Source organism: Rhizobium johnstonii 3841, from assembly GCF_000009265.1.
Taxonomy (GTDB): domain Bacteria; phylum Pseudomonadota; class Alphaproteobacteria; order Rhizobiales; family Rhizobiaceae; genus Rhizobium; species Rhizobium acaciae.
In genome coordinates this window covers 1254930-1274284 of the sequence record NC_008380.1, presented here as the reverse complement: position 1 = coordinate 1274284, position 19355 = coordinate 1254930, and the positions used below count along the sequence as shown (strand labels likewise).

General features: G+C 60.8%; 16 protein-coding genes and 1 pseudogene. 11 read left to right on the top strand and 6 right to left on the bottom strand.

Annotation, left to right across the window (positions count from 1 at the left end):
- Nucleotides 1-12: 12 nt before the first annotated feature.
- Both RL_RS06255 and RL_RS06250 read left to right on the top strand, forming a co-directional pair.
- The gene (locus RL_RS06255; protein ID WP_244432356.1) at nt 13-909 is read left to right on the top strand and encodes a LysR family transcriptional regulator; all 897 of its coding nucleotides are present in this window, start codon (nt 13-15) and stop codon (nt 907-909) included.
- A 288-nt stretch (nt 910-1197) separates the two neighbouring features.
- A complete protein-coding gene (locus tag RL_RS06250) occupies nt 1198-4104 on the top strand; it encodes an ATP-binding protein (RefSeq protein ID WP_011650926.1) in 2907 nt (968 codons plus the stop codon).
- Here RL_RS06250 and RL_RS06245 read toward each other — a convergent pair whose 3' ends face one another.
- A complete protein-coding gene (locus RL_RS06245) occupies nt 4105-5247 on the bottom strand; it encodes an MFS transporter (RefSeq protein ID WP_041936218.1) in 1143 nt (380 codons plus the stop codon).
- On the opposite strand from RL_RS06245, the gene RL_RS06240 reads away from it, so the two are divergent.
- The 4 genes from RL_RS06240 (at nt 5234) to RL_RS06225 (ending at nt 10701) form a co-directional block, all read left to right on the top strand.
- A complete protein-coding gene (locus RL_RS06240; RefSeq protein WP_011650924.1) occupies nt 5234-6346 on the top strand; it encodes a VOC family protein in 1113 nt (370 codons plus the stop codon). The genes RL_RS06245 and RL_RS06240 overlap by 14 nt on opposite strands.
- A gap of 92 nt (nt 6347-6438) precedes the next feature.
- Nucleotides 6439-6867 (top strand): putative quinol monooxygenase, encoded by a 429-nt coding sequence (locus tag RL_RS06235; RefSeq protein ID WP_011650923.1) that lies wholly within the window; start codon nt 6439-6441, stop codon nt 6865-6867.
- A gap of 123 nt (nt 6868-6990) precedes the next feature.
- Nucleotides 6991-7710, top strand: a complete 720-nt coding sequence (locus RL_RS06230; protein ID WP_011650922.1) for an SDR family NAD(P)-dependent oxidoreductase — start codon at nt 6991-6993, stop codon at nt 7708-7710.
- Between the two features lie 363 nt (nt 7711-8073).
- A complete protein-coding gene (locus RL_RS06225; protein WP_244432355.1) occupies nt 8074-10701 on the top strand; it encodes an autotransporter outer membrane beta-barrel domain-containing protein in 2628 nt (875 codons plus the stop codon).
- A gap of 5 nt (nt 10702-10706) precedes the next feature.
- Here RL_RS06225 and RL_RS06220 read toward each other — a convergent pair.
- Nucleotides 10707-10835 (bottom strand): annotated as a pseudogene (locus RL_RS06220) (CopG family transcriptional regulator); the annotation flags it as partial.
- Between the two features lie 183 nt (nt 10836-11018).
- Here RL_RS06220 and RL_RS06215 point away from each other — a divergent pair.
- Nucleotides 11019-11573: a BA14K family protein gene (locus RL_RS06215; protein ID WP_011650920.1), complete on the top strand. Its 555-nt coding sequence runs from the start codon at nt 11019-11021 to the stop codon at nt 11571-11573.
- A 96-nt stretch (nt 11574-11669) separates the two neighbouring features.
- Here RL_RS06215 and RL_RS06210 read toward each other — a convergent pair whose 3' ends face one another.
- Nucleotides 11670-12416, bottom strand: a complete 747-nt coding sequence (locus tag RL_RS06210) for a glucose 1-dehydrogenase (protein WP_011650919.1) — start codon at nt 12414-12416, stop codon at nt 11670-11672.
- A gap of 106 nt (nt 12417-12522) precedes the next feature.
- Here RL_RS06210 and RL_RS06205 point away from each other — a divergent pair, with 106 nt between their 5' ends.
- The 3 genes from RL_RS06205 (at nt 12523) to RL_RS06195 (ending at nt 14016) form a co-directional block, all read left to right on the top strand.
- Nucleotides 12523-12867 (top strand): ArsR/SmtB family transcription factor, encoded by a 345-nt coding sequence (locus RL_RS06205; RefSeq protein ID WP_011650918.1) that lies wholly within the window; start codon nt 12523-12525, stop codon nt 12865-12867.
- 359 nt (nt 12868-13226) lie between these two features.
- Nucleotides 13227-13655 (top strand): DUF805 domain-containing protein, encoded by a 429-nt coding sequence (locus tag RL_RS06200; RefSeq protein WP_011650917.1) that lies wholly within the window; start codon nt 13227-13229, stop codon nt 13653-13655.
- A 16-nt stretch (nt 13656-13671) separates the two neighbouring features.
- Nucleotides 13672-14016 (top strand): ArsR/SmtB family transcription factor, encoded by a 345-nt coding sequence (locus RL_RS06195; RefSeq protein WP_011650916.1) that lies wholly within the window; start codon nt 13672-13674, stop codon nt 14014-14016.
- A gap of 158 nt (nt 14017-14174) precedes the next feature.
- Here RL_RS06195 and RL_RS06190 read toward each other — a convergent pair whose 3' ends face one another.
- Complete coding sequence (locus RL_RS06190) at nt 14175-14612, bottom strand: hypothetical protein (protein ID WP_244432375.1); 438 nt, start codon at nt 14610-14612, stop codon at nt 14175-14177.
- A 152-nt stretch (nt 14613-14764) separates the two neighbouring features.
- Between RL_RS06190 and RL_RS06185 the strand changes: the two genes are divergently transcribed.
- Nucleotides 14765-15748 (top strand): phosphotransferase enzyme family protein, encoded by a 984-nt coding sequence (locus tag RL_RS06185; RefSeq protein WP_011650914.1) that lies wholly within the window; start codon nt 14765-14767, stop codon nt 15746-15748.
- Nucleotides 15749-16352: 604 nt separating this feature from the next.
- On the opposite strand, the gene RL_RS06180 is transcribed toward RL_RS06185, so the two are convergent.
- Nucleotides 16353-18059 (bottom strand): adenylate/guanylate cyclase domain-containing protein, encoded by a 1707-nt coding sequence (locus tag RL_RS06180; protein ID WP_011650913.1) that lies wholly within the window; start codon nt 18057-18059, stop codon nt 16353-16355.
- 295 nt (nt 18060-18354) lie between these two features.
- A complete protein-coding gene (locus RL_RS06175) occupies nt 18355-19242 on the bottom strand; it encodes a LysR substrate-binding domain-containing protein (RefSeq protein ID WP_011650912.1) in 888 nt (295 codons plus the stop codon).
- Between the last annotated feature and the right edge of the window lie 113 nt (nt 19243-19355).

The following is a 19355-nucleotide window of genomic DNA, read 5'->3' as shown; positions in this document are numbered from 1 at the left end:
TGGAAGGTTTCGATGGATCGGTTCGAAGCAATGTCGGTGCTGCTGGCGGTGGTCGAGGCAGGCAGCCTCTCGGCCGGGGCGCGGCGACTGCATGCACCGCTCGCCACGGTCAGCCGCAAGGTCGCCGATCTCGAAAAGCACCTTGGCGTGCGCTTGGTCCTGCGCACCCGCCGCGGCCTCGCCGTGACGGAGGAGGGGCGCGCCTTCGTCGCCGCGTCACGTCGCATTCTGGAGGAACTGGACGCGGCGGAGCGGCAGGCCAACGGCGATTACAGCGCGCTGCGTGGCGGGCTGCACGTGACCGCACCGATTGCCTTCGGCGAGCGCCATCTGCTGCCAATTGCGCTGGAATTCCTGAAGGAGCAACCCGATATCAACCTGCGCCTGAGCCTGGTCGATCGGCAGCTAAGTCTGGCGGATGAGCACGTCGATGTGGCCCTGCGGATCGGGCATCTGGCGGACAGCGCGCTTATCGCAACGCGCGTGGGCACCGTCCGCCGGGTGATCTGCGCGAGCCCCGACTATCTCGCCCGCCGAGGAGTGCCGCGTCAGCCGGATGACCTCGCCCAGCATGACGGCATAAGCTTCCAGGGCTTCGCAACCGCGCCGGAATGGCGCTACCGGCGGGATGGCGCGGCCTTTGCCGTCGAGCCGCGCTACAAACTCGCGGTCAACACGACGGAGGCTGCCATTCAGGCCGCACTGGCCGGTATCGGCATTATCCGCGTGCTGTCTTACCAGATCTCCGATCAATTGCGCTCCGGCGCGCTGCAGGAATTGCTGACGGAGTTCGCACCGGAACCGCTTCCGGTGAACGTTGTCCATGGACCAGCCGATCCCCTGCCGCTGAAGGTGCGTTGCTTCCTCGACTGGATCGCGCCCCGCCTACGCGCGCAGATGGCTGGCTAGCGTCCCCGCTCTCCAGGCGCGCCTCCGTTAATGGCGGTCAGGCACACCGGTGCGAATGCTGCAAGGTGCAGCGCGCCTTCCCGAAGCTCCGAACATGTCGGGCTTTCCAGAAAGAGCCAAACATCTCCAGGACTGCAACGAGGGCGCAGAACTGCCGTTGATTGGAGGTGGGACCATAGATGTATTTCACATGTGATATTGGTTATTGTCCTGGGGCTGTGAGCGGTTTCATTAAGCGATCGTTCACGTATTCAAGGGGTTTGTACGTTTGCGTCCGGAGCTTCGATCGTGCTTTCCTATTTCTTTGGCCCGTACGTACTTGTACCAGAACGGCAGTCGCTGATGCGGGATCAGACGGCCGTTCGTGTCGGTAGCCGCGCACTGGAAATTTTGGCGGCGCTGATCGAACGTCCCGGCGAACTGGTGGGCAAGGCTGAGCTTGTGTCGCGCGTCTGGCCGGATACCTTCGTCGAGGAAAGCAATCTCAAGGTAAACGTTGCAGCTCTTCGTCGCGCGCTTGGCGATGCTCCGGGCGACATGCAATACATAGCGACGGTGAGCGGCCGGGGTTATCGGTTCGTCTTTCCCGTGCGTATTTCGGGCCAGAGTGACACCTCCGTCACGGCGACGTCTCAAGGTGCCCGCACGAACAATCTGCCTGTTTCAACAACCCGTTTGGTGGGAAGAGGCGATGCTGTTGATGCAATCCGGTGCGCAGTTGAGGTATCGCGCCTCTTGACGATCGTTGGCCCGGGTGGCGTCGGCAAGACGAGGTTGGCTCTCGCAATAGCTGATCAACTTACTGCTGCGTATCACGATGGCATCTGGTTCGTTGATCTGGCGACCGTGAACGATGCGACTCTCGTACCGACGGCGATCGCCACGGCGATGGGATTGAGGGTCCACTCGGCGAATATCAAAGCTGCGGTCGCCGCCTTCGCAACCGACCGGGAATTCATGCTTGTGCTCGACAATTGTGAGCACGTCATCGAAGCGGTGGCCTCCTGCGCAGAAACGCTCCTGGCCGCCGCCGCGAGGGTACGGATTCTCGCCACGAGCCGTGAACCCCTGCGGGTTGTCGGAGAACAGGTCTATCGCCTGCCGCCTCTCGAAACACCACCCGAAGTGTCCGAACTTTCCGCAGCCCAGGCTTTGGCGTTCCCAGCGGTCGAGCTCTTCGTCGAGCGCGCGGCCGCAAGTCGCGGCGAGTTCAAGCTCAACGACGGGAACGCGCCAGTCGCTGCTGAGATCTGCCGCAGGCTCGATGGGCTGGCACTCGCGATCGAACTCGCCGCGCCGCGCCTGGATGCGTTCAGTACACGCGAACTCCTCGACCTTCTCGCCGATCAATCTCATGTGTTGAGCGATAGGCGGAGTGGCGACCCTCGCCACCACACCTTGGCTGCAACGCTGGACTGGAGCTATGGCCTGCTCGCCGAGCCTGAGCGCGTCCTGCTGCGACGGCTCTCGGTCTTTGCAGGCGCCTTCAGTCTCGAATCGGCCTGCGCCGTTGCAGTCGACAAGGGTCGTGCCCGCTCCGGATGCATTCACGGTGTCGCGAACCTCGTTGCGAAGTCGCTTATATCGACGGAGAGAGGAGAGCTCGGGACGCACTACAGATTGCTCGATACAACCCGCAAATATGCGCTGCAGAAACTTGCCGAGAGCGGCGAAAGCAACAGCCTGCGCCAGCGCCACGCCGAACATCTCCTCGAACTCGCCAAACGCGCCGAGGCGGAATGGAAAATCCGGCCGACGGCCCAATGGCTCGCCGAGTACGGGCGAAAGATGGACGATATCCGCGGTGCTTTGGGCTGGGCGTTCTCCGGGAACCGCAGCGTTGCCACCGGCGTAGCGCTCACGGTTGCTGCTCTCCCGTTTTGGGAACATCTATCGCTCCTGGAGGAGTGCCGCACCGGGGTAGAACTCGCCCTCAGTCGTTGTTTTGCCGATTTCCGTAGTGCGAGCGACGAGATGAAGCTGCAGCTTGCCTATGGCACGGCGCTGCTTCACACCCGCGGCCCGCTACCCGAAGTCAAGACCGCCTGGACCACAGCCCTCGGCTCCGCCGAAGTGCTCAACGACACCGAATACATGCTCAGGTGCCTGTGGGGATTGTGCGACTATTTCACCTGGACGGGCGATCACCAATCGGCCTTGGGGATGGCGGATCGGATAAGAAAGCTGGCAACCGACCGCGGCGATCTGGATGCACGCAACAATGTCGATAGGCAGACTGGAACCGCTCTGCGCTACTTGGGAGAGCTTGCCGAGGCACGGCGTCACCTCGAACGGATGATCTCCCGATATGTCCCTCCCGTGACCCGTTCCGACATTGCGCGTTTCCAGTTGGACCCACGATCTGCGGCAAGGGGTACCCTTGCGAACGTCACCTGGCTGCAGGGGCATCCCGACAAGGCGGTTGCCATGGCGCAGCGTCAATTGGAAGAGGCACGGGCCTCGCAGCACGCCCTCGCGCTCTGCAATGCCATCGTCCACACGACCTGCCCCATTGCGCTGTGGACGGGAGACCTTGCTGCCGCGGAGCGCCTGCTTGTTGGCATCGAAGCCCATGTCGCGGAGCACGCGATGTCGATTTGGAGTGCCATGAGCCGCTGCCTGCGCGCAGAATGGTTGCTGCAAAGCGGTGATCCGTCTGGACTGGCGATGTTGAGAGGCGCGCTCGATGAGCTTCTTGTGGTCGGTTTCCGCATGCGTTGCCCTTTCTATATCGGCGTTTACGCTGCGGGTCTGGGGGATCATGGGGACGTTGATGCGGGGCAGACCGCGATCGGCGAGGCAGTCGCGCTTTCGGCATCGACCGGCGAAATCTGGTGCATGCCGGAACTGCTGCGCATAAAGGCGGTTTTGTTGGGCAAGGAAAGCGCCAACCGGACGGTAAAAACCGCAGAAGCCCTTTATTTTCAGTCGCTCGACCTCGCGCGCCACCAAGGTGCACTGTCATGGGAGTTGCGCGCCGCAACAGCTCTCGCCGAGCATTGGGCTCAGTCGGGACAAAGCGAAAGGGTTGGCGGGCTTCTGGCACCGATTTATCGACGCTTCGGCGAAGGGCTCACCACCCGCGATCTGGTGAAGGCGCGCGCACTCCTCGATACCTTGGGGGATGCCGGCAAGGGGAGCAAAAGCGCTGCTCGTCAGGCTCGTCGCGATGGGCATACACATCCGAACTCCTAGCTAGCGCGTCAGCGCTCGCGTACGGCGATCCAACATGAGAAGGATCGGAGCGATCACGGCAATGCCCGCGAAGATTGAGAAGGCCTCGACGTAGCGCGTACCTTCGGCGGCCATGATGTGCAGCGATGCCGGGCCAAGTCCAGCGCCCATGGTCAAAGCCATGTAGTTGATGCCGAAGAGCTTGCCGAAGCTTCGCATTCCGAAGCGTTTCGACAGCAGGTAGCCGATCGCGTCGCCCTCTGCTCCGGTGGCGAGGCCGAAGAAGACGGCGCTGACATAGACCGGGATCAGACCTTCGGAATTCAACAGAATGAAATGACCGACAACGGGCGACAGAAAAGCCAGGCTAGTCAACGGGACCGGGGGAAATCGATCGAGCAGTGCCCCGAAGCCGAGACGCATGACAATGAAGGACAAGCCCACAAGGCTCATGACCAAGGCCGCCATTGCCGGATCCGCTCCGCGATCCGCCAGCACGACAGGGAGCGAAATAGACCCGGCTGCAGCGGCGAAGTAGTTGAGAAAGAATGCGCCCAGCATCAACCAGAAGCTTGCCGTCTCCACCGCCCGGCGAACAGTGTGGCCCTCGCCCCCTGTGCGGTCGGGTCGCTGAAGCACGGGTGGATCACGAATGGCGAAAAGCGCGACGGGAAGCGTGACCGCCATCGATATCAGACCGGCTGCCATGAAGGCAAAGCGCCAGCCCCACTCGGAAATCAGCAATGCAAAGAACGGAGGAAGCGTTGCGATCCCAAGCCCCACGAAGGAAAGCATGACACCCAGTGCGAGACCGCGTCGCGCGGAGAACCATCCGACCACCACATAGGTGTAGGGCACGCCGGTCTGCGCGGCACCCATAAGGCTTGCCACGGCGACGGCCACGATGAATGTGGTCAAATTCTGCGATGCAATGCCGACCCCGATAAGGCCGATCGCCATCGACATGGACGATACGGCAAGCACCCGGCGCGGGCCGAACCGATCCGTCAACGCCCCTACTACAGGCGACATAAGACCGTTTACGACGGCTATCGGTGCGACGACGGCGGCCACAACGGTCCGATCCCACCCAGTATCCTCGGTGATCGGCACGATGAAAACGCTGAAGCCATAGATCAGCACGATCCCGATGCTGAAATACATTCCCGCGCCTGCACCCAGCACGATTGCAATCCGTCTGGTCCGCCCCGCCGTTGTGTCCATATCCCTTGTGAGCCTCTGTTGGCGGCGGTCCGGGGGCCGCGGTCCGCGCGCAGGAAGATACCAGGTCGCCGTTATCGTACTGACCGGATGGCTGCTCGGTTCACCAAATTTCCCAGATCTTAACCAGCCTCGCAAGCGCGGACGCGCTAGAATCTGCGCAGTCACCCCGCGAACACAGGAGGCAATGATGTCTCGCGATCAAAAGCCAGCTACCCAACCGGACGACCCGGAGCGCCGCGCCATCCTTCGCGCCGCCGGAGGCGTTGCAATCGGCGGAATTGCCGCTGCCCTCGCAGGCGATGCAACTGCGTCCGCACAAACTCCAGTCGCAACCGGCGATCCAGGTTCGCTGGGTGCCCGGCTTCAGGGCGTACAGCATTTCGGCCTGACCGTGCAGAACATGGAACGCGCATACGAGTTCTACACAGCCGTACTCGGTGGGACCGAAGTCTTCCGCCATGGTGACTTTCAAGGCGACGCCGTGCAGAACACACTGCTTGCCGACCAGGAAATCCTGGCCAATCAGCTCGGCGTCAATCCGCGGACGATCGGCGTGCCTGACCTCAGGGACGGTGCCCAACGCCTCGATGTGCGATTCATCCAGTTCGACAACGTCGTCATTGAGCTCTTGCAGTATCGCGATGCGGACCAACCGATGGGTGGCTCCAAGGCGTTCGCGGAACCTGTGGAGCACATGAGCCCGGCTTTTCCGCGAATGATGCACATCTGCTTCTATGTCCGGGATGATGTCGACTTCAATCAGTTCATCGCCGATCTCGAGGCGGAGTCCGCACGACGCGGCATGACGCAGGTGCGGGCAAATCGCATCATACGTGTTTCGACAGAAGACGAACGAAAGGCGGCCCCCCAGAGCGCCAACACCAACAAGGTGACCGTTGCGCCATCAGACGGCTGGGAACTGATCTATTGCAAGGGCCCGGAGGGGGAACAACTGGAGTTCGTGAAGGCGCTTGGACCGGTGAAAAAGCGGTTTGCCGATGCATTGGCGGCGCATCTGCAACTTGCGAGCGCGAAGTAAGCGCAAGAGGCATCAGCATCACTTTGCAGGCCGGCACCCGGATTTGGCCAGCGGGCCATCTTACCGCGCTTGGCAAGATAAGGAGAAACGACATGATCACAACGCTGCGGCTGCAAGCTTCGGCTATTCTGCTCGGGGGCCTGTTCGCGGGATCCGTTCTCCAAGCGGACGCGCTCGCTCAGGAAGGCCCGGGCCAGGGCTATGCCAAAATTGCAAGTGGAGCCTATTCGGTTGTTGCCGAGGTCCGTGCCAAACCGGGCAAGGAGGCCGAACTACGGGCCGTCACGCTTCCTCTCATTGACCTTGTCCGCAGCGATCCCGCAAACCTCGTCTATTTTCTTCAGGAGAACCGCGAGACCCCCGGACACTTCATCTTCTACGAGATATTCGCCAACGAAGCCGACTTTGAGGCTCATAACGCCATGCCGTATGTGAAGGAGTGGTTTGCCAAGCTGCCCGAACTTGCCGATGGCGGAGTGAAGGTGATGCGAATGCAGATCCTCGCGCCGGCTGGCGACTAGCACACTTCCCAAGACTGGACGTCGGCGAACGAGGGCCATCGCGGGATTGCTCGGGGAAGAACACGCCGCGCCGCAGGCGCCGCTTCTGCACGCGACACCATCAAGCCAGGAAGGAGCTGCAAGATGAGACTCGAGGGCAAGGTTGCATTGGTCACAGGAGCCGCAGGTGGTATCGGTTTCGCAGTCGCGGATCTGTTCAATAGCGAGGGCGCCATCGTCATCGCCGGCGACATCAAGCCGTCCGAAAGACCATATCCCGACGCCGTCGAAGCAATGACGCTTGATGTGACCAGCGAAGAGCAATGGGCAACGGTCGTTGCCGCGATCGTCAGGAAACATGGCCGACTTGACGTGCTTGTAAACAATGCCGGCATCATCGCCTACGAGCCGCTCGACAGGCTGGAGATGAAGGACTGGCTGAAGATGATCGCCGTCGACCAGACTGGTGTCTTCCTCGGCATGCGGGAAGCAATTCGCGTCATGCGCAAGCAGCAAGCGGGTTCGATCGTCAACATCTCCTCGATCTGGGGCAGTGCGGCGGTTGCGGGTGCGCATTCCTACCATGCCGCCAAAGGTGCAGTCCGCAACATGTCGAAAAACGCGGCGATGACGTACGTATCCGACGGGATCCGGGTCAACTCCGTGCATCCGGGCTTCGTACACACGCCGCTGACGGATGCACAGGCGCCAGAGCTCAATGAAGCTGTCATCGCGGCAACACCGATGAAGCGCGGTGGCAGGTCGATCGAGATCGCCTATGGCTGCCTGTATCTGGCTTCCGAGGAGGCAAGCTACGTAACCGGCGTCGAGTTGAACATCGACGGCGGTTATCTTGCCCAGTAGCGCAAGAGACATGCGGGTCATCGCGGGCGGCTCTCTCTTACGAGCCGCAGACGCGATCAGTCAGACAACTTGATCCGGACCTGTCATCCTTGTTCCCTCCATTTTGCGGGAGCTTTCGATTCCGTTAGCGCAAACGCCAATGACTGGGTTGGGGGCGCATGACCGCCGCTCAGCGCCGCAACCTTCATGGTCCGCTTTGGCGGATGTTTTTGAAGCCTCTGGCTGGCTTTGAAGACCCTACAACTTGCCTGAAGTCGGCAAGGAATTGTTCAAGCTTTAGGAGCATTTGGTTGAACCGGTAGGTTGTCACCCTTCTGTGGCTCACCTACCGTACTGTTCTCTTTATTGATTCCGGGGACGATCATGGGCGGCGATACGTTGCGAGCCATCAACAAGATCGGCGCGCCATCCTTCAATCTGCGCGGGCTGCTGGCGGGCGTCTCTGCGGCGGCGTTGATGGCGATCTTCGCAGGGGCGTCCCAAGCCGCTGACTGGCGCGGATTGACGAGCAGTGACTGGACAGACGGGAGCAACTGGTCGGGAGGCGTCGTCCCCGGTGCTGGTACAACCGTTAACATCAGTACGCCGGGTGCACCGGGCAACAGGCCGGTCGTCCTTGGTGTGACTGGGCCGGTCAATGTCTCGGTGGGATCAACACAAGTTGGCGCAAACGCGACGGTACCTGGGCTTCTGACGATCCAGAATGGCAGCACCCTGACAAGCACCGGACAAGTGCGCCTTGGGGTAGTAGCCGGAGCCGCCGGCGTCGTCACCGTTACCGGTGCGGGATCGCTGTGGAATGCAACCACGGTCATAAATTCAGCTGTCGGATTTCTCGGCGCCGGCACAATCAACATTGAGAATGGCGGTCAAGTCAATTTAATCACCGTGATCCTGGGTTCCGGCGTCACGTCTTCAGGTACTGTCAACATCAGCAGTGGCGGCACTCTGCAGGCGCAGACCTTGCGGGGCGGTGCGGGCGCCAGCCAGGCCAATTTCGACGACGGCATTCTGCGCGCGACGGCCGCTAACGCAACCTTCATCAACGGCTTTACCGGCACCGAGCTCAACCTTCTCGCCGGCGGGCTGACGATCGATACTGCCGGTTTTGCCGTGGGAACCGACGCAACGTCGGGCTTTTCAGGCGTTGGTGGCCTGACCGTCACCGGCGGCGGTGTCTTCAGCCTCCTGGCGAACAGCATCTATACCGGAGAGACCCAGATCGACTTCGGCAGCAGCCTGGCCCTTACCGGCGCCGGCGCCATTGCCAGTTCCGGCCGGGTTGTCGCGGATGGCATCTTCGATGTTTCGGCCGCCACGACCCCAACCATCCAGAGCCTGGCGGGCAGCGGCAGCGTCCTACTCGGAGCCCAAACTCTGACGATCGCCAATGCCAACGACACTTTCGCGGGCGTCATCGGCGGCACGGGCGGACTGACCGTTACTGGCGGCAATCAGACGCTGTCGGGCGTCAACACCTATACCGGCGCGACGACGGTGAGCGGTGGCCGGCTTGCCGTCAATGGTTCGATCACCAGCCCGGTCACGACATCGGGCGCCGGCATTCTCGGCGGCACCGGCACGATCTTCGGCGATGTGACCAATGCCGGCGTGGTGGCGCCCGGCAATTCGATCGGCACGCTGACGATCGCAGGCAACTATACCGGGTCTGGTGGAACACTCGAGATCGAAACGGTCCTCGGCGGCGATGCGTCGCCATCCGACCGCCTGGTGGTGACGGGCAATACGGCAGGTACGACCAACGTAATGGTCGTCAACCTCGGCGGCGGCGGCGCGCAGACGGTCGAGGGCATCAAGATCATCGATGTCGGCGGCATATCCGCCGGCAACTTCTCGCTGCTCGGCGACTATGTGTTCGAGGGAGATCAGGCCGTGGTTGGCGGCGCATATGCCTACCGCCTCTACCAGGGCGGCGTCAGCACGCCTGCCGATGGCGACTGGTATCTGCGTTCGACCGAACTCGATGCCGCAGGCGTCGCGATCGGGCCGATCTATGCGCCCGGTGTGCCGGTCTACGAGTCCTATGCCGGCGTGCTGCAAAGCCTCAACCAGTTCGGCACGCTGCGCCAGCGCACCGGTGGGCGGATGCTCGACGGTGATCAATCCGCAGACCAGGACGGCAACACCGCAGCCACCGGGATCCAGACCCGCATCGGCGGTGTCCGTTCGCACTTCGAGCCGGAAAGCTCGACCACCGGCACCGACTATGAGGTCAGCAGTTGGACGCTGCAGGCGGGTGTCGACGGAATGCTGCGCGAAAGCGAGGCCGGTGCTCTGATCGGCGGGATCAACTTTCATATGAACACCGCTTCGGCCGACATCTCCTCGCGCTTCGGTAAGGGCGACATCGACACCACGGGCTATGGCTTCGACGGCACCTTGACCTGGTACGGCAAGAGCGGCTTCTACGTCGATACGCAGGCTGCCGTCACTTGGTATGACAGCGACCTCAATTCCTCGACACTTCAAACTTCGCTTGCCGACGGCAATGACGGCTTCGGTTATGGGCTCAGCATCGAAGCCGGACAGAAGATCGACCTGACAGGCCAATGGTCGCTGACGCCGCAGGCACAGCTCGCCTATTCCTCAGTGCGCTTCGACAGTTTCACCGATGCCTATGGCGCCGATGTCTCGCTTGACGACGGTGACAGCCTGACCGGCCGCCTCGGCATCTCGGCCGATTTTGACAGCGAGTGGAAGGATGCCTCCGGAAAGACCAGCCGCTCGACGCTCTACGGCATCGCCAATCTCTATTACGACTTCCTTGACGGCTCGGATGTCGATGTCTCGGGGACCAGCGTCGTCAGTGAGAACCAGGCCCTCTGGGGCGGTCTGGGCGTGGGCGGATCACTCACTTGGTCTGATGAGCGTTATGCGGCCCACGGTGAAGCCTTTGCCCGCACCAGTCTCAAAGACTTCGGGGACAGTAGCGCCATCGGCGCCAAGGTCGGATTCAGTGTGAAGTGGTAGTGGCCTCATGCGCTTCCATCAACATCGCCATATTCATCGAGCTCATGCACCGGCAGATAGGCGTTCTTCTCCATCCACTCCCAGACGATAAACCTGATCATGTCATTGCGCGTCATGCCTAATTCGCGGCTTACATGAGATGACGGAGGGTGGGCGCGTGCTTTCGCCGGGAGCCCCGCCGTCGAAGAAAATCCTTCCTGCATAATTCCTCGAATGAAAGTCGATTTTAGAGTATAGTCGATCAGTTTACCTAGAGGGCTGAAATGTCCTTGCGCGCCGACTTCGACGCGCAGCGCTTACGAAGGAAAGATGAGCCAATGAAAAGGTTAGCAATCGTTATCCTGTCGCTGGTGACGGCGCTGACGAGCGTCCCGCCGGCCATGGCGTTTCCCACCGTTGCCATGCCGAAGATCGAAGCCCCGGAGGCGCAGCCGGTCCAGTACAGACATTACCGCGGCGGTGGATACCGAGGAGGATACCGAGGCGGCTATCGAGGTGGATACCGAGGCGGCTATCGAGGCTATCGCGGCGGTGGATACCACAACGACAATTGGGCTTGGGGTCTCGGCGGGCTCGCGACCGGCGCAATCATCGGCGGAATGCTGGCGCAGCCGTATTATGGCCGAAGCTATTACGGTCAGGGCTACTACGATCAAGGCTACTACGGATCGCCCTATTACGGTCCGCCGCGCTACTACGGCTCGACCATTTACCGTCCGCGCTACTATGCGCCGCGCTATTACCGTCAGGTCTATAATGGCGGCAACGGGCATACGAGCTGGTGCTATTCGCGCTACCGGTCCTACAGGGCTTACGACAACACGTTCCAGCCCTATCACGGTCCGCGGCGGGCGTGCGTCTCGCCCTACTAAAGCATGTCGCGCAAAACTGTGCAGCGGTTTTGCGCGACATGCGCAAAACCAAAGACCTAAAGCGCGACAAGCCAATCTGAAAGATCGCGACGCGCTTCAGCGAAAACCGCCGCTGGCGGCCAATCGTTCGCCGGTCAGCCAGCGGGCATCGTCGGAAGCGAGGAAGACGGCGACACCGGCGATATCGTCCGGCTGGCCGATGCGGCCGAGCGGCGTCTGGGCGGCGATTGTCTGTTCGAAATCCGAGCCGATGACGCCGGCCGTGTGCGTGCCCTCGGTTTCGACCATCCCCGGCAGGATGGCGTTGACGCGGATCTTGCGCGGGCCGAGTTCCTTGGCAAGCACGCTGTTGATGCCCTCGACGGCTCCCTTCGTGCCGGTATAGACGGCGGAGTCTGGCGGCGCCAGACTGGTGACCACCGACGAGATGTTGATGATGCTGCCGCCCTCGCCGAGATGCTTGACCGCTGCCTGGGTGGTCAGGAGAACACCGAGAACATTCACGTCGAAGATGCGGCGATATTGCTCCTCGGTCACCTCACCGATCGGCGCGAATTCATAGACACCTGAGTTGTTGACCAGCACGTCGAGCTTGCCGAACTCCCTGACCGCAGCATCGACCAGTCCCTGTGCCTCAGCGGCCTTCGAAACATCGCCCTGCACCGCGATGGCTTTGCCACCGGCCGCGCCGATCGCCGCAACCACAGCGTCCGCTCCCGCCTTGCTCGAAGCGTAGTTGACCACCACTTTTGCACCCTCTGCTGCGAGTGCCTTGGCAATCGCAGCGCCAATGCCTTTGGAGGCGCCCGTTACGACAGCGACTTTTCCTGTAAGCTTAGCCATTTCTCGTTCCTTCCGATCTGGATAGCCGTCGGATTGATTGGCTTGTTCCATAGTTCCGAAATTCGGAACTGTTGATCTCAATGTCAAGGGACGCTATATAAAATTCATGAGACCGCTCTTTCACCCAGCCCTGGAGGACATCAAACCCGAGGCGATCCTCTATGCGCTGTCCGATCCGGAGCGCGTTGCCATTTTTGCAAAGCTTGCCGGCGCCGGCGGTGGCGGGACGTGCTCTGCGCTTGCCGATCTCGGCAACCGCGTCATTCCAAAGTCGTCGTTGTCCAACCATTTCAAGGTGCTGCGCGAGTCCGGGCTGATCATGAGCGAGCGCCAGGGTGTGGAGATGCGCAATCAAACGCGCTGCACCGAGCTGGACGAACGCTTCCCGGGCCTGATCAGGGCCATCCTGACGGCTTACGGCCAGCTTCCCGGGCAGCCGAAGGCGAACTGATCGCGCCGCTAGAGCAGCATAGCCCCAATGGCCGCTACCGGCGGAGGTTCGCCTAGAGCAGATCCTGCAATCGATGAATTGATTGTGAAGCGACGGCGCAGATCGAGGCTGATTCAAGATCCACTCTCTCGTGAGCCTGCAGAGAGGGACCGATCCTCACCAGGTCGCCGCGTTTACCGACCTCCTTAGAGGTGACGACGTCCGCCGTGATGTCTTGGTTCCTTCGCGATGCGTGAGAGCCTTTTCTCGCCAAAAACAGATCCTGTGCTAGTCTTTCAATCGCCGTTTGATGCTGCTTCAATGCAACCGTCTAACTATAAGCGCGAGAGTGTTTTTCTCGATCTGTTGCAAGGGGTACAATGCTCAAAACATTCTCGTTACAGGGTAGGCTTGGTCGTCTTCGCTATTTCCTGTTCAACGTGGCAGTCATCGCTATCGCCGCGGCCGCGGTATTCGCGCTCACTCGCCTACTGACGCTGGCCGGAACTCGGTCGGCGTTTTCAATGGTTCAGGGGTTAATCGCCCTAACCTATGTGCTGGCTATCATCGCCAGCCTTTGCCTGATGGTGAGGCGACTGCATGACTTCGATCAGAGCGGCTGGTGGACCCCTTCAGTCTTCGTGATTCACTTGGTCTACGGCTATTACGAGGCAGTTGGCTCCCTGACAGCGACAATTCTCATGGGCATCTTTCTGCTGGCGGTCCATCTTGCAATCATCCTCACTCCTGGCTCGAAGAACCCCAACAGGTTTGGCGAAGTGCCCGGCTCCGCCGGAGCGCCCGCTTAGGTTTACTCGGCGGATAATGGCCGCCGCGAGCAATCCCGGCGTTGCGGACATCAAGCCCGAGGCGATCCTCTATGCGCTGTCCGATCCGGAGCGCGTTGCCATTTATGCAAAGCTTGCCGGCGCCAGCAGTGGCGGAACGTGCTCTGCGCTTGCCGATCTCGGCGACCGCGTCATTCCAAAGTCGTCGCTGTCCAACCATTTCAAGGTGCTGCGTGAGTCCGGGCTGATCATGAGCGAGCGCCAGGGTGTGGAGATGCGCAATCAAACGCGCTGCACCGAGCTGGACGAACGCTTCCCGGGCCTCATCAGGGCCATCCTGACGGCTTACGGCCAGCTTCCCGGGCAGCCGAAGACGGACTGATCGCCGCTAGCGGTATAGCCCCAATGGCCGACGGAGGTTCGCCCAGGTGCTTGCAGGCGACACGAATGGTCGCATGGATCCAGTCGCCCGTTCCACTGACGACGGAACTGGCCCAGGCTTTGCCGATGATCGACGCGATCGATATCGCTGGCCTTAGCTTAGTTCTTGATCACATTGATGTTGACGGTGACGTCCTTGATGGTCCCCTCCCCGTAGGACACCCTCACCTTGTACATGTCACGTCCAGAATAGCCGCTGTTGGAAGTATAGTATTCCGACACGCCGAGAGATTTCCTCGAATTGCATTTAATGCGGATGCCATCCTTGTAATTTGAATAAATATTCTCCTTGACGAATTCAACCGAGCCATGCGCCGGGGCTTCTACCAATTTTATATTGGCGATTGTTGCAGCCGTGCAGTCTTCATTCAAATTGTAGGACTGGCCCATCTTTGTCCGCTCTCCACTCAGAGCCCGACTGTGATCCGCAGAAATAGCGACACCGTTTTCAGTGGTGACACATCCGGACAGACCGAAAATGATGGAAAGCACAGAAATCGAAATAGAGTTTTCTTTCAAAAATCGCGAAGCCTGCATTTTGTTTTTCATCTCTTGGTTTTATTAATAGCTCCATTCAGCTTATCCAATCAGCAGCCTATTGCAATCGCACGTGCCTGCGGCCGCCACCGCCTTCATGGTCTTTTCACCGCGGAAGCAGCCTGCCAGCAAAGCCCGATGGTACAGCGCCCATGCTCGACTTTAATCCGCTCTATTCGACCCCGCAGATTGCGGCCATCGAACAGTTCATCGATCGGCATTATCCGCTTGCCGGGCCGGTTTCCTGCCGGTTGCTTCAACGCGGCCTGAATGATGTGTATCTTGCACTCGGGAGCAACGGCGAGCGTTATGTATTCCGGCTGTCCCATCGCCGCGCCCGGGGTCCGGCCGACGTCAGGACCGAAACAGCTTTCCTGACGCATCTTGCGCAATCGGGCGTTCCCGTCGCAGCACCCATCCCGACACGCGAGGGCAGCTTGTTCGTTGAGGGAGATGCGCCGGAGGGCGTGCGCCAGGCCGTGCTCTTCCGGGCGATCGAGGGCCGCAAGCCGGATACGGCGGATGCCGGCGATGCACGGGCCAACGGCAAGACCCTTGCTTTGATGCATGACGCCGCCGAGACATTCCAGCCGGACGGAGCGCTCTATCGGCTTGACCTCGAACACTTGCTGCATCGGCCGCTTGCCCGCATATGCGACAGCGGCGTCGTCGAAGACGCCGAGGTCCGCAGCGATCTTGAAGACATCGCGGCGCGGACCGCAAAGGCGATCGAAGCCTTCGGCGATTTGACGTCGACTTATTGCCATGGCGACTGTCACGGCTTCAATGCACGGATCAACGACGCCGGGGAAGCCGTATTTTTCGACTTCGATGACGGCGGTCCGGGATACCTCGCCTACGACTTGTCGGTATTCTTGTGGGCGCAAACATCCTTCGGCCGGAGGTCGACCGCTATGTGGGACGCCTTCGTCGATGCCTATCGGGCCGTCCGGCCGATCACGCCAGCCGACTTCGAAGCCGCCCACCGCTTCGTGATCGTCCGCCACATCTGGCTGATGGGCGAATATGCCAGCCGGGCCCAGGAATGGGGAAGCGAGACTGTCGGCTGGATTGCCCGGGAAGCGAATTTCCTCAAGACGTGGGAGACAGAGCGATGTGTCGAGCGGCTGTTTTGAATTCAGGCCTGCTCAGCAGCCGGAGCATCGGAGTAGCAGCCCCGGAGGTAGACGAAGACAGTGCCCCACAGCGGGCGGTGCGCCGGCGCAGTCGGCGATCGCTTCGACCTTCGCCCGCTTGGCCTGGTGCAGATAATGGGACGCCCGAGAAGGTCGATACATGGGAACTTGTCGGAGACATCAGCGCTTAGGGGCCACCGACCCCTGTTGGCCCAAGCGGACTTCTTTCGTTATCGAAGGATAAGGCTGCTTTGCGCCCTCGGCCGTTGAAGCATACCTTGCACCTGCTGGAAAGCAGACATCGTCTGGTTTCAAGGTAACGGCATCTGTGCGCCGCCGATAGCGGAAGTAAGCGTCGTCGCCTTCATGTCTCCGCGAAGCTACCTAAATGTTTCGCAAAGCATCCTGTCTTCATTCTGGGCTACGGGCTCATCGCCACTATGATGCAAGGCGGTCCAACGGAAAAGTCATGCAAGACTCGGGCTGATTGACGCGTTTTGTTTAGCGTCTGAAAGCTTGGTACTGCGATCCGGACCGCCGCTCTCGCGCAGCGCATATCCGCCGATAAAGTTCTCGAACGCGTCGCGATTGTCCCCACCCGCTGTCACATCTCCGGCAGGCCGGCCTTTCGGAAGCCGTCGACAAAGTGGTCTCGTACAGATGCATCGCGCAGCGGCTGGGAGCTGAGCCAATGGCCGATCGTGAAATGAGGGTGGGCGATCAGGAACAATTCTGATTCTCGCCGCGCCTCCTCACGGTGGCCCAACTGCGCAAGCGTAGCAGCCAGGAATTTGCGTGAGTTGGTACGATACGTGTCTTTCCTGCGGAGCGTAGCGGCTGCCGCCTCATAGTCACGCGCGGCGTATTGCGCCTGCCCAAGATGACAAAGATACCAGCAGGCTGGGTAGGGATTGAGCCGCAGAGCTTTTTCGATTTGCGCCAGTCCGTCGGCAACCCTGCCGTCCAGCACGGACATGTCCGACATGGCGGCCCAGGTGTCGGCGTGGTTGGGGTCCAGCTCCAGGGCCTTGGCGAAGGCGGCCTCTGATTCCTCCCATCGCCGCTCATAAGCCAAAATGGTCCCCAGAACGTAACGGCAGCCGGCATCGTTGGGATCCAGGTCGACCGCCTTCTGCGCGAACGTCGCCGCCATCCGACGGTTAGGATCTTCGGGCTCGCCGAAATGAGTCCAGGCAAGCCAACGGTTATAGGCGAGCAGACCGAGCGCCTCGGCATATGATGGCTCGAGCTCAACCGCGCGTTGCAGCAGCATATAGGCCTCACGCTCAGTTTGCGGCGACTCTTCCGTCAGAAGGCGGGCGCGCACACACAGATCGTACGCCTCAAAGTTCTTCGGCCGATTGCGCGGCGTCGGGATGGTCAGCCGGCCGACGAGGGCTTCAACAATCTTGGCGTTAACTTCATCCTGTAGTTCGAAAACATCTTCCACCGTCCTGTCAAACCGGTCGGCCCACAAGTGCTGGCCGGCAAGCGTGTCGACCAATTGGGCATTGATGCGGACACGGCCCATTGCGCGTCTGGCGCTCCCCTCGAGGACATAGCGGACGCCGAGTTCCTGGGCGACCAGCCGTACGTCGACCGGCTTGCCCTTGTAGACGTACACGGAATTGCGCGCGATGACGAACAGACCAGCCGTACGGGAAAGGTCGGTGATCAGGTCTTCGGTCAAGCCGTCGACGAAAGGCGCGTCCGCTTCATCCCCACTCATATTCGTGAACGGCAATACAGCGATCGAGGGACATTCGGGCAGCGGCAATATGCTCTGCAGCGCATCCGGCCAATGCCACACGTGGACCGGGCGAGTCAGGTTCTTCAGGTAGCGTTCGCCTGCATCAAAGAACCGGTCGCTAATCTTGCCGTCGATCTCGCCGTGAACATTGGCTGAAATGCAGATACCTCCCGGTGCGGCCTGCGTCTGGAGGCGCGCAGCGACATTGACGTCGTCGCCGAGGACGTCTGAACCGTCGTCAATGACATCTCCCAGATTGACGCCTACACGCAAAAGCAGGCGCCGGTCTCCGGAAGCCTCAACAGCGGTGGCGGCCCGTTGCATTTCCAACGCTGCTGCGACCGCCTCCACTGCGCTACCGAATTCGATTAGGAATCCGTCGCCCATGACCTTGAAGATGCGACCGTGGTGGCGCATCACAGCCGGCTCGATAACGCCGGAACGGAGTTCCCTGAGGTTCGCCAGCGTTGCGGCTTCATCAGCCTCCATCAGGCGTGAATATCCCACCACATCGGCAACGACGATGGCAGCAAGGCGACGCTGAAGAGAGTGATCCGCCATGTGAGGACAAGCCCAACGACTGAATTCGTAAGTTATTGTTCAACCGCGGGTGAGTCAACAAGTGGTAAAGAGGTAATGTCCAGGCGATCTCCACCTCCATCGAGCCGTCATCCTTCTTTGTGACCGACGGCTTCCAGGTGGACGACACGAAATGAGTATCCACGGAAAGCGGACGGTTCTTGAACGTCTGGTGATGGGCGGCGAGCGGGGGCCCCGGCGGAAGTGCCCCAACGACTGCTCCTGGGCGCAAACCTGCCGCAGCTGGTTCATTCCTTGAGCGATGGCTGTCCGACCATCAACTCTGCACCTTTGACCGCAGCCAGTCCTGAAGCTTGTCCACCGCTTCGGACTTCCGATATCGCGGCTTCACCAGATAGAAGTGCGACCGCGCCCTGAGGGCGCCGTCGAAGACCTGCCTCAGCCTGCCCGCCTCGATGTCGGTCGAGACGAAAGCGCGGGTCGCCACGGCGATGCCCTGTCCGGCGATTGCAGCTTCGATCGCGTGCGATGTCTGTGAGAAGCTGATGCCCCGAAACAGCGTGGGATCACCGCCGCCGAGGAAGCGATCGATATATTCGGGCCAGGAATTATGGGCATCGTGAAGCAGCGTGTAGTGCGAGAGTTCTTCCGCGTTGTTGGGCTCGGCTCCCTCGGCGACGAGGCTCGGATTGCAAATGGCGATGATCTCCTGCTCGAACAGCAGTTCGGCGGCGAGGCCTGGACCGAAGGGAGGGCTGCCATATCGGACGGCGAGATCGACGCCGTCTGTCTGGAAGCTGGAAATGCGGTCCGTCGCCAGGATGTGGAGATCGAGATCGGGATGTCTCGAGGTGAAATCAGGAAGACGCGGGATCAGCCATCTCGAGGCGAAGGTCGGTGTCGTGCTGACCACCAGTTTGACCGGCTGGGGCTTCAGGTTCGCCGTCGCGTTTGAAAGCAGTTCGAAGGCGCGCCGGACGTCGGCGACGTAGCTTCGCCCCTCGCCCGTCAGCGCCAATGACTTCGGCAGGCGCTCGAACAACGTCACCCCGAGCTCCGCCTCAAGCCCGCGCACGTGCTGGGCGACGGCTCCCTGGGTGACGCCGAGCTCTTCGGCCGCGAGCCGGAAGTTCAGATGACGCGCCGCCACGTCGAAGGCCTTGAGGCCGTTGAGAGAGGGAAGATTGCCGATGGACATGGACATTCGATAGTTTTTCTACTGGGATATTTCACGAAAACTGGTTCGCTCTTGCGTAAAGCCCATGGTATTCCAGGGATCAAAGCTCGGCAATGGGTGCAATATCGAATAGGGATAGC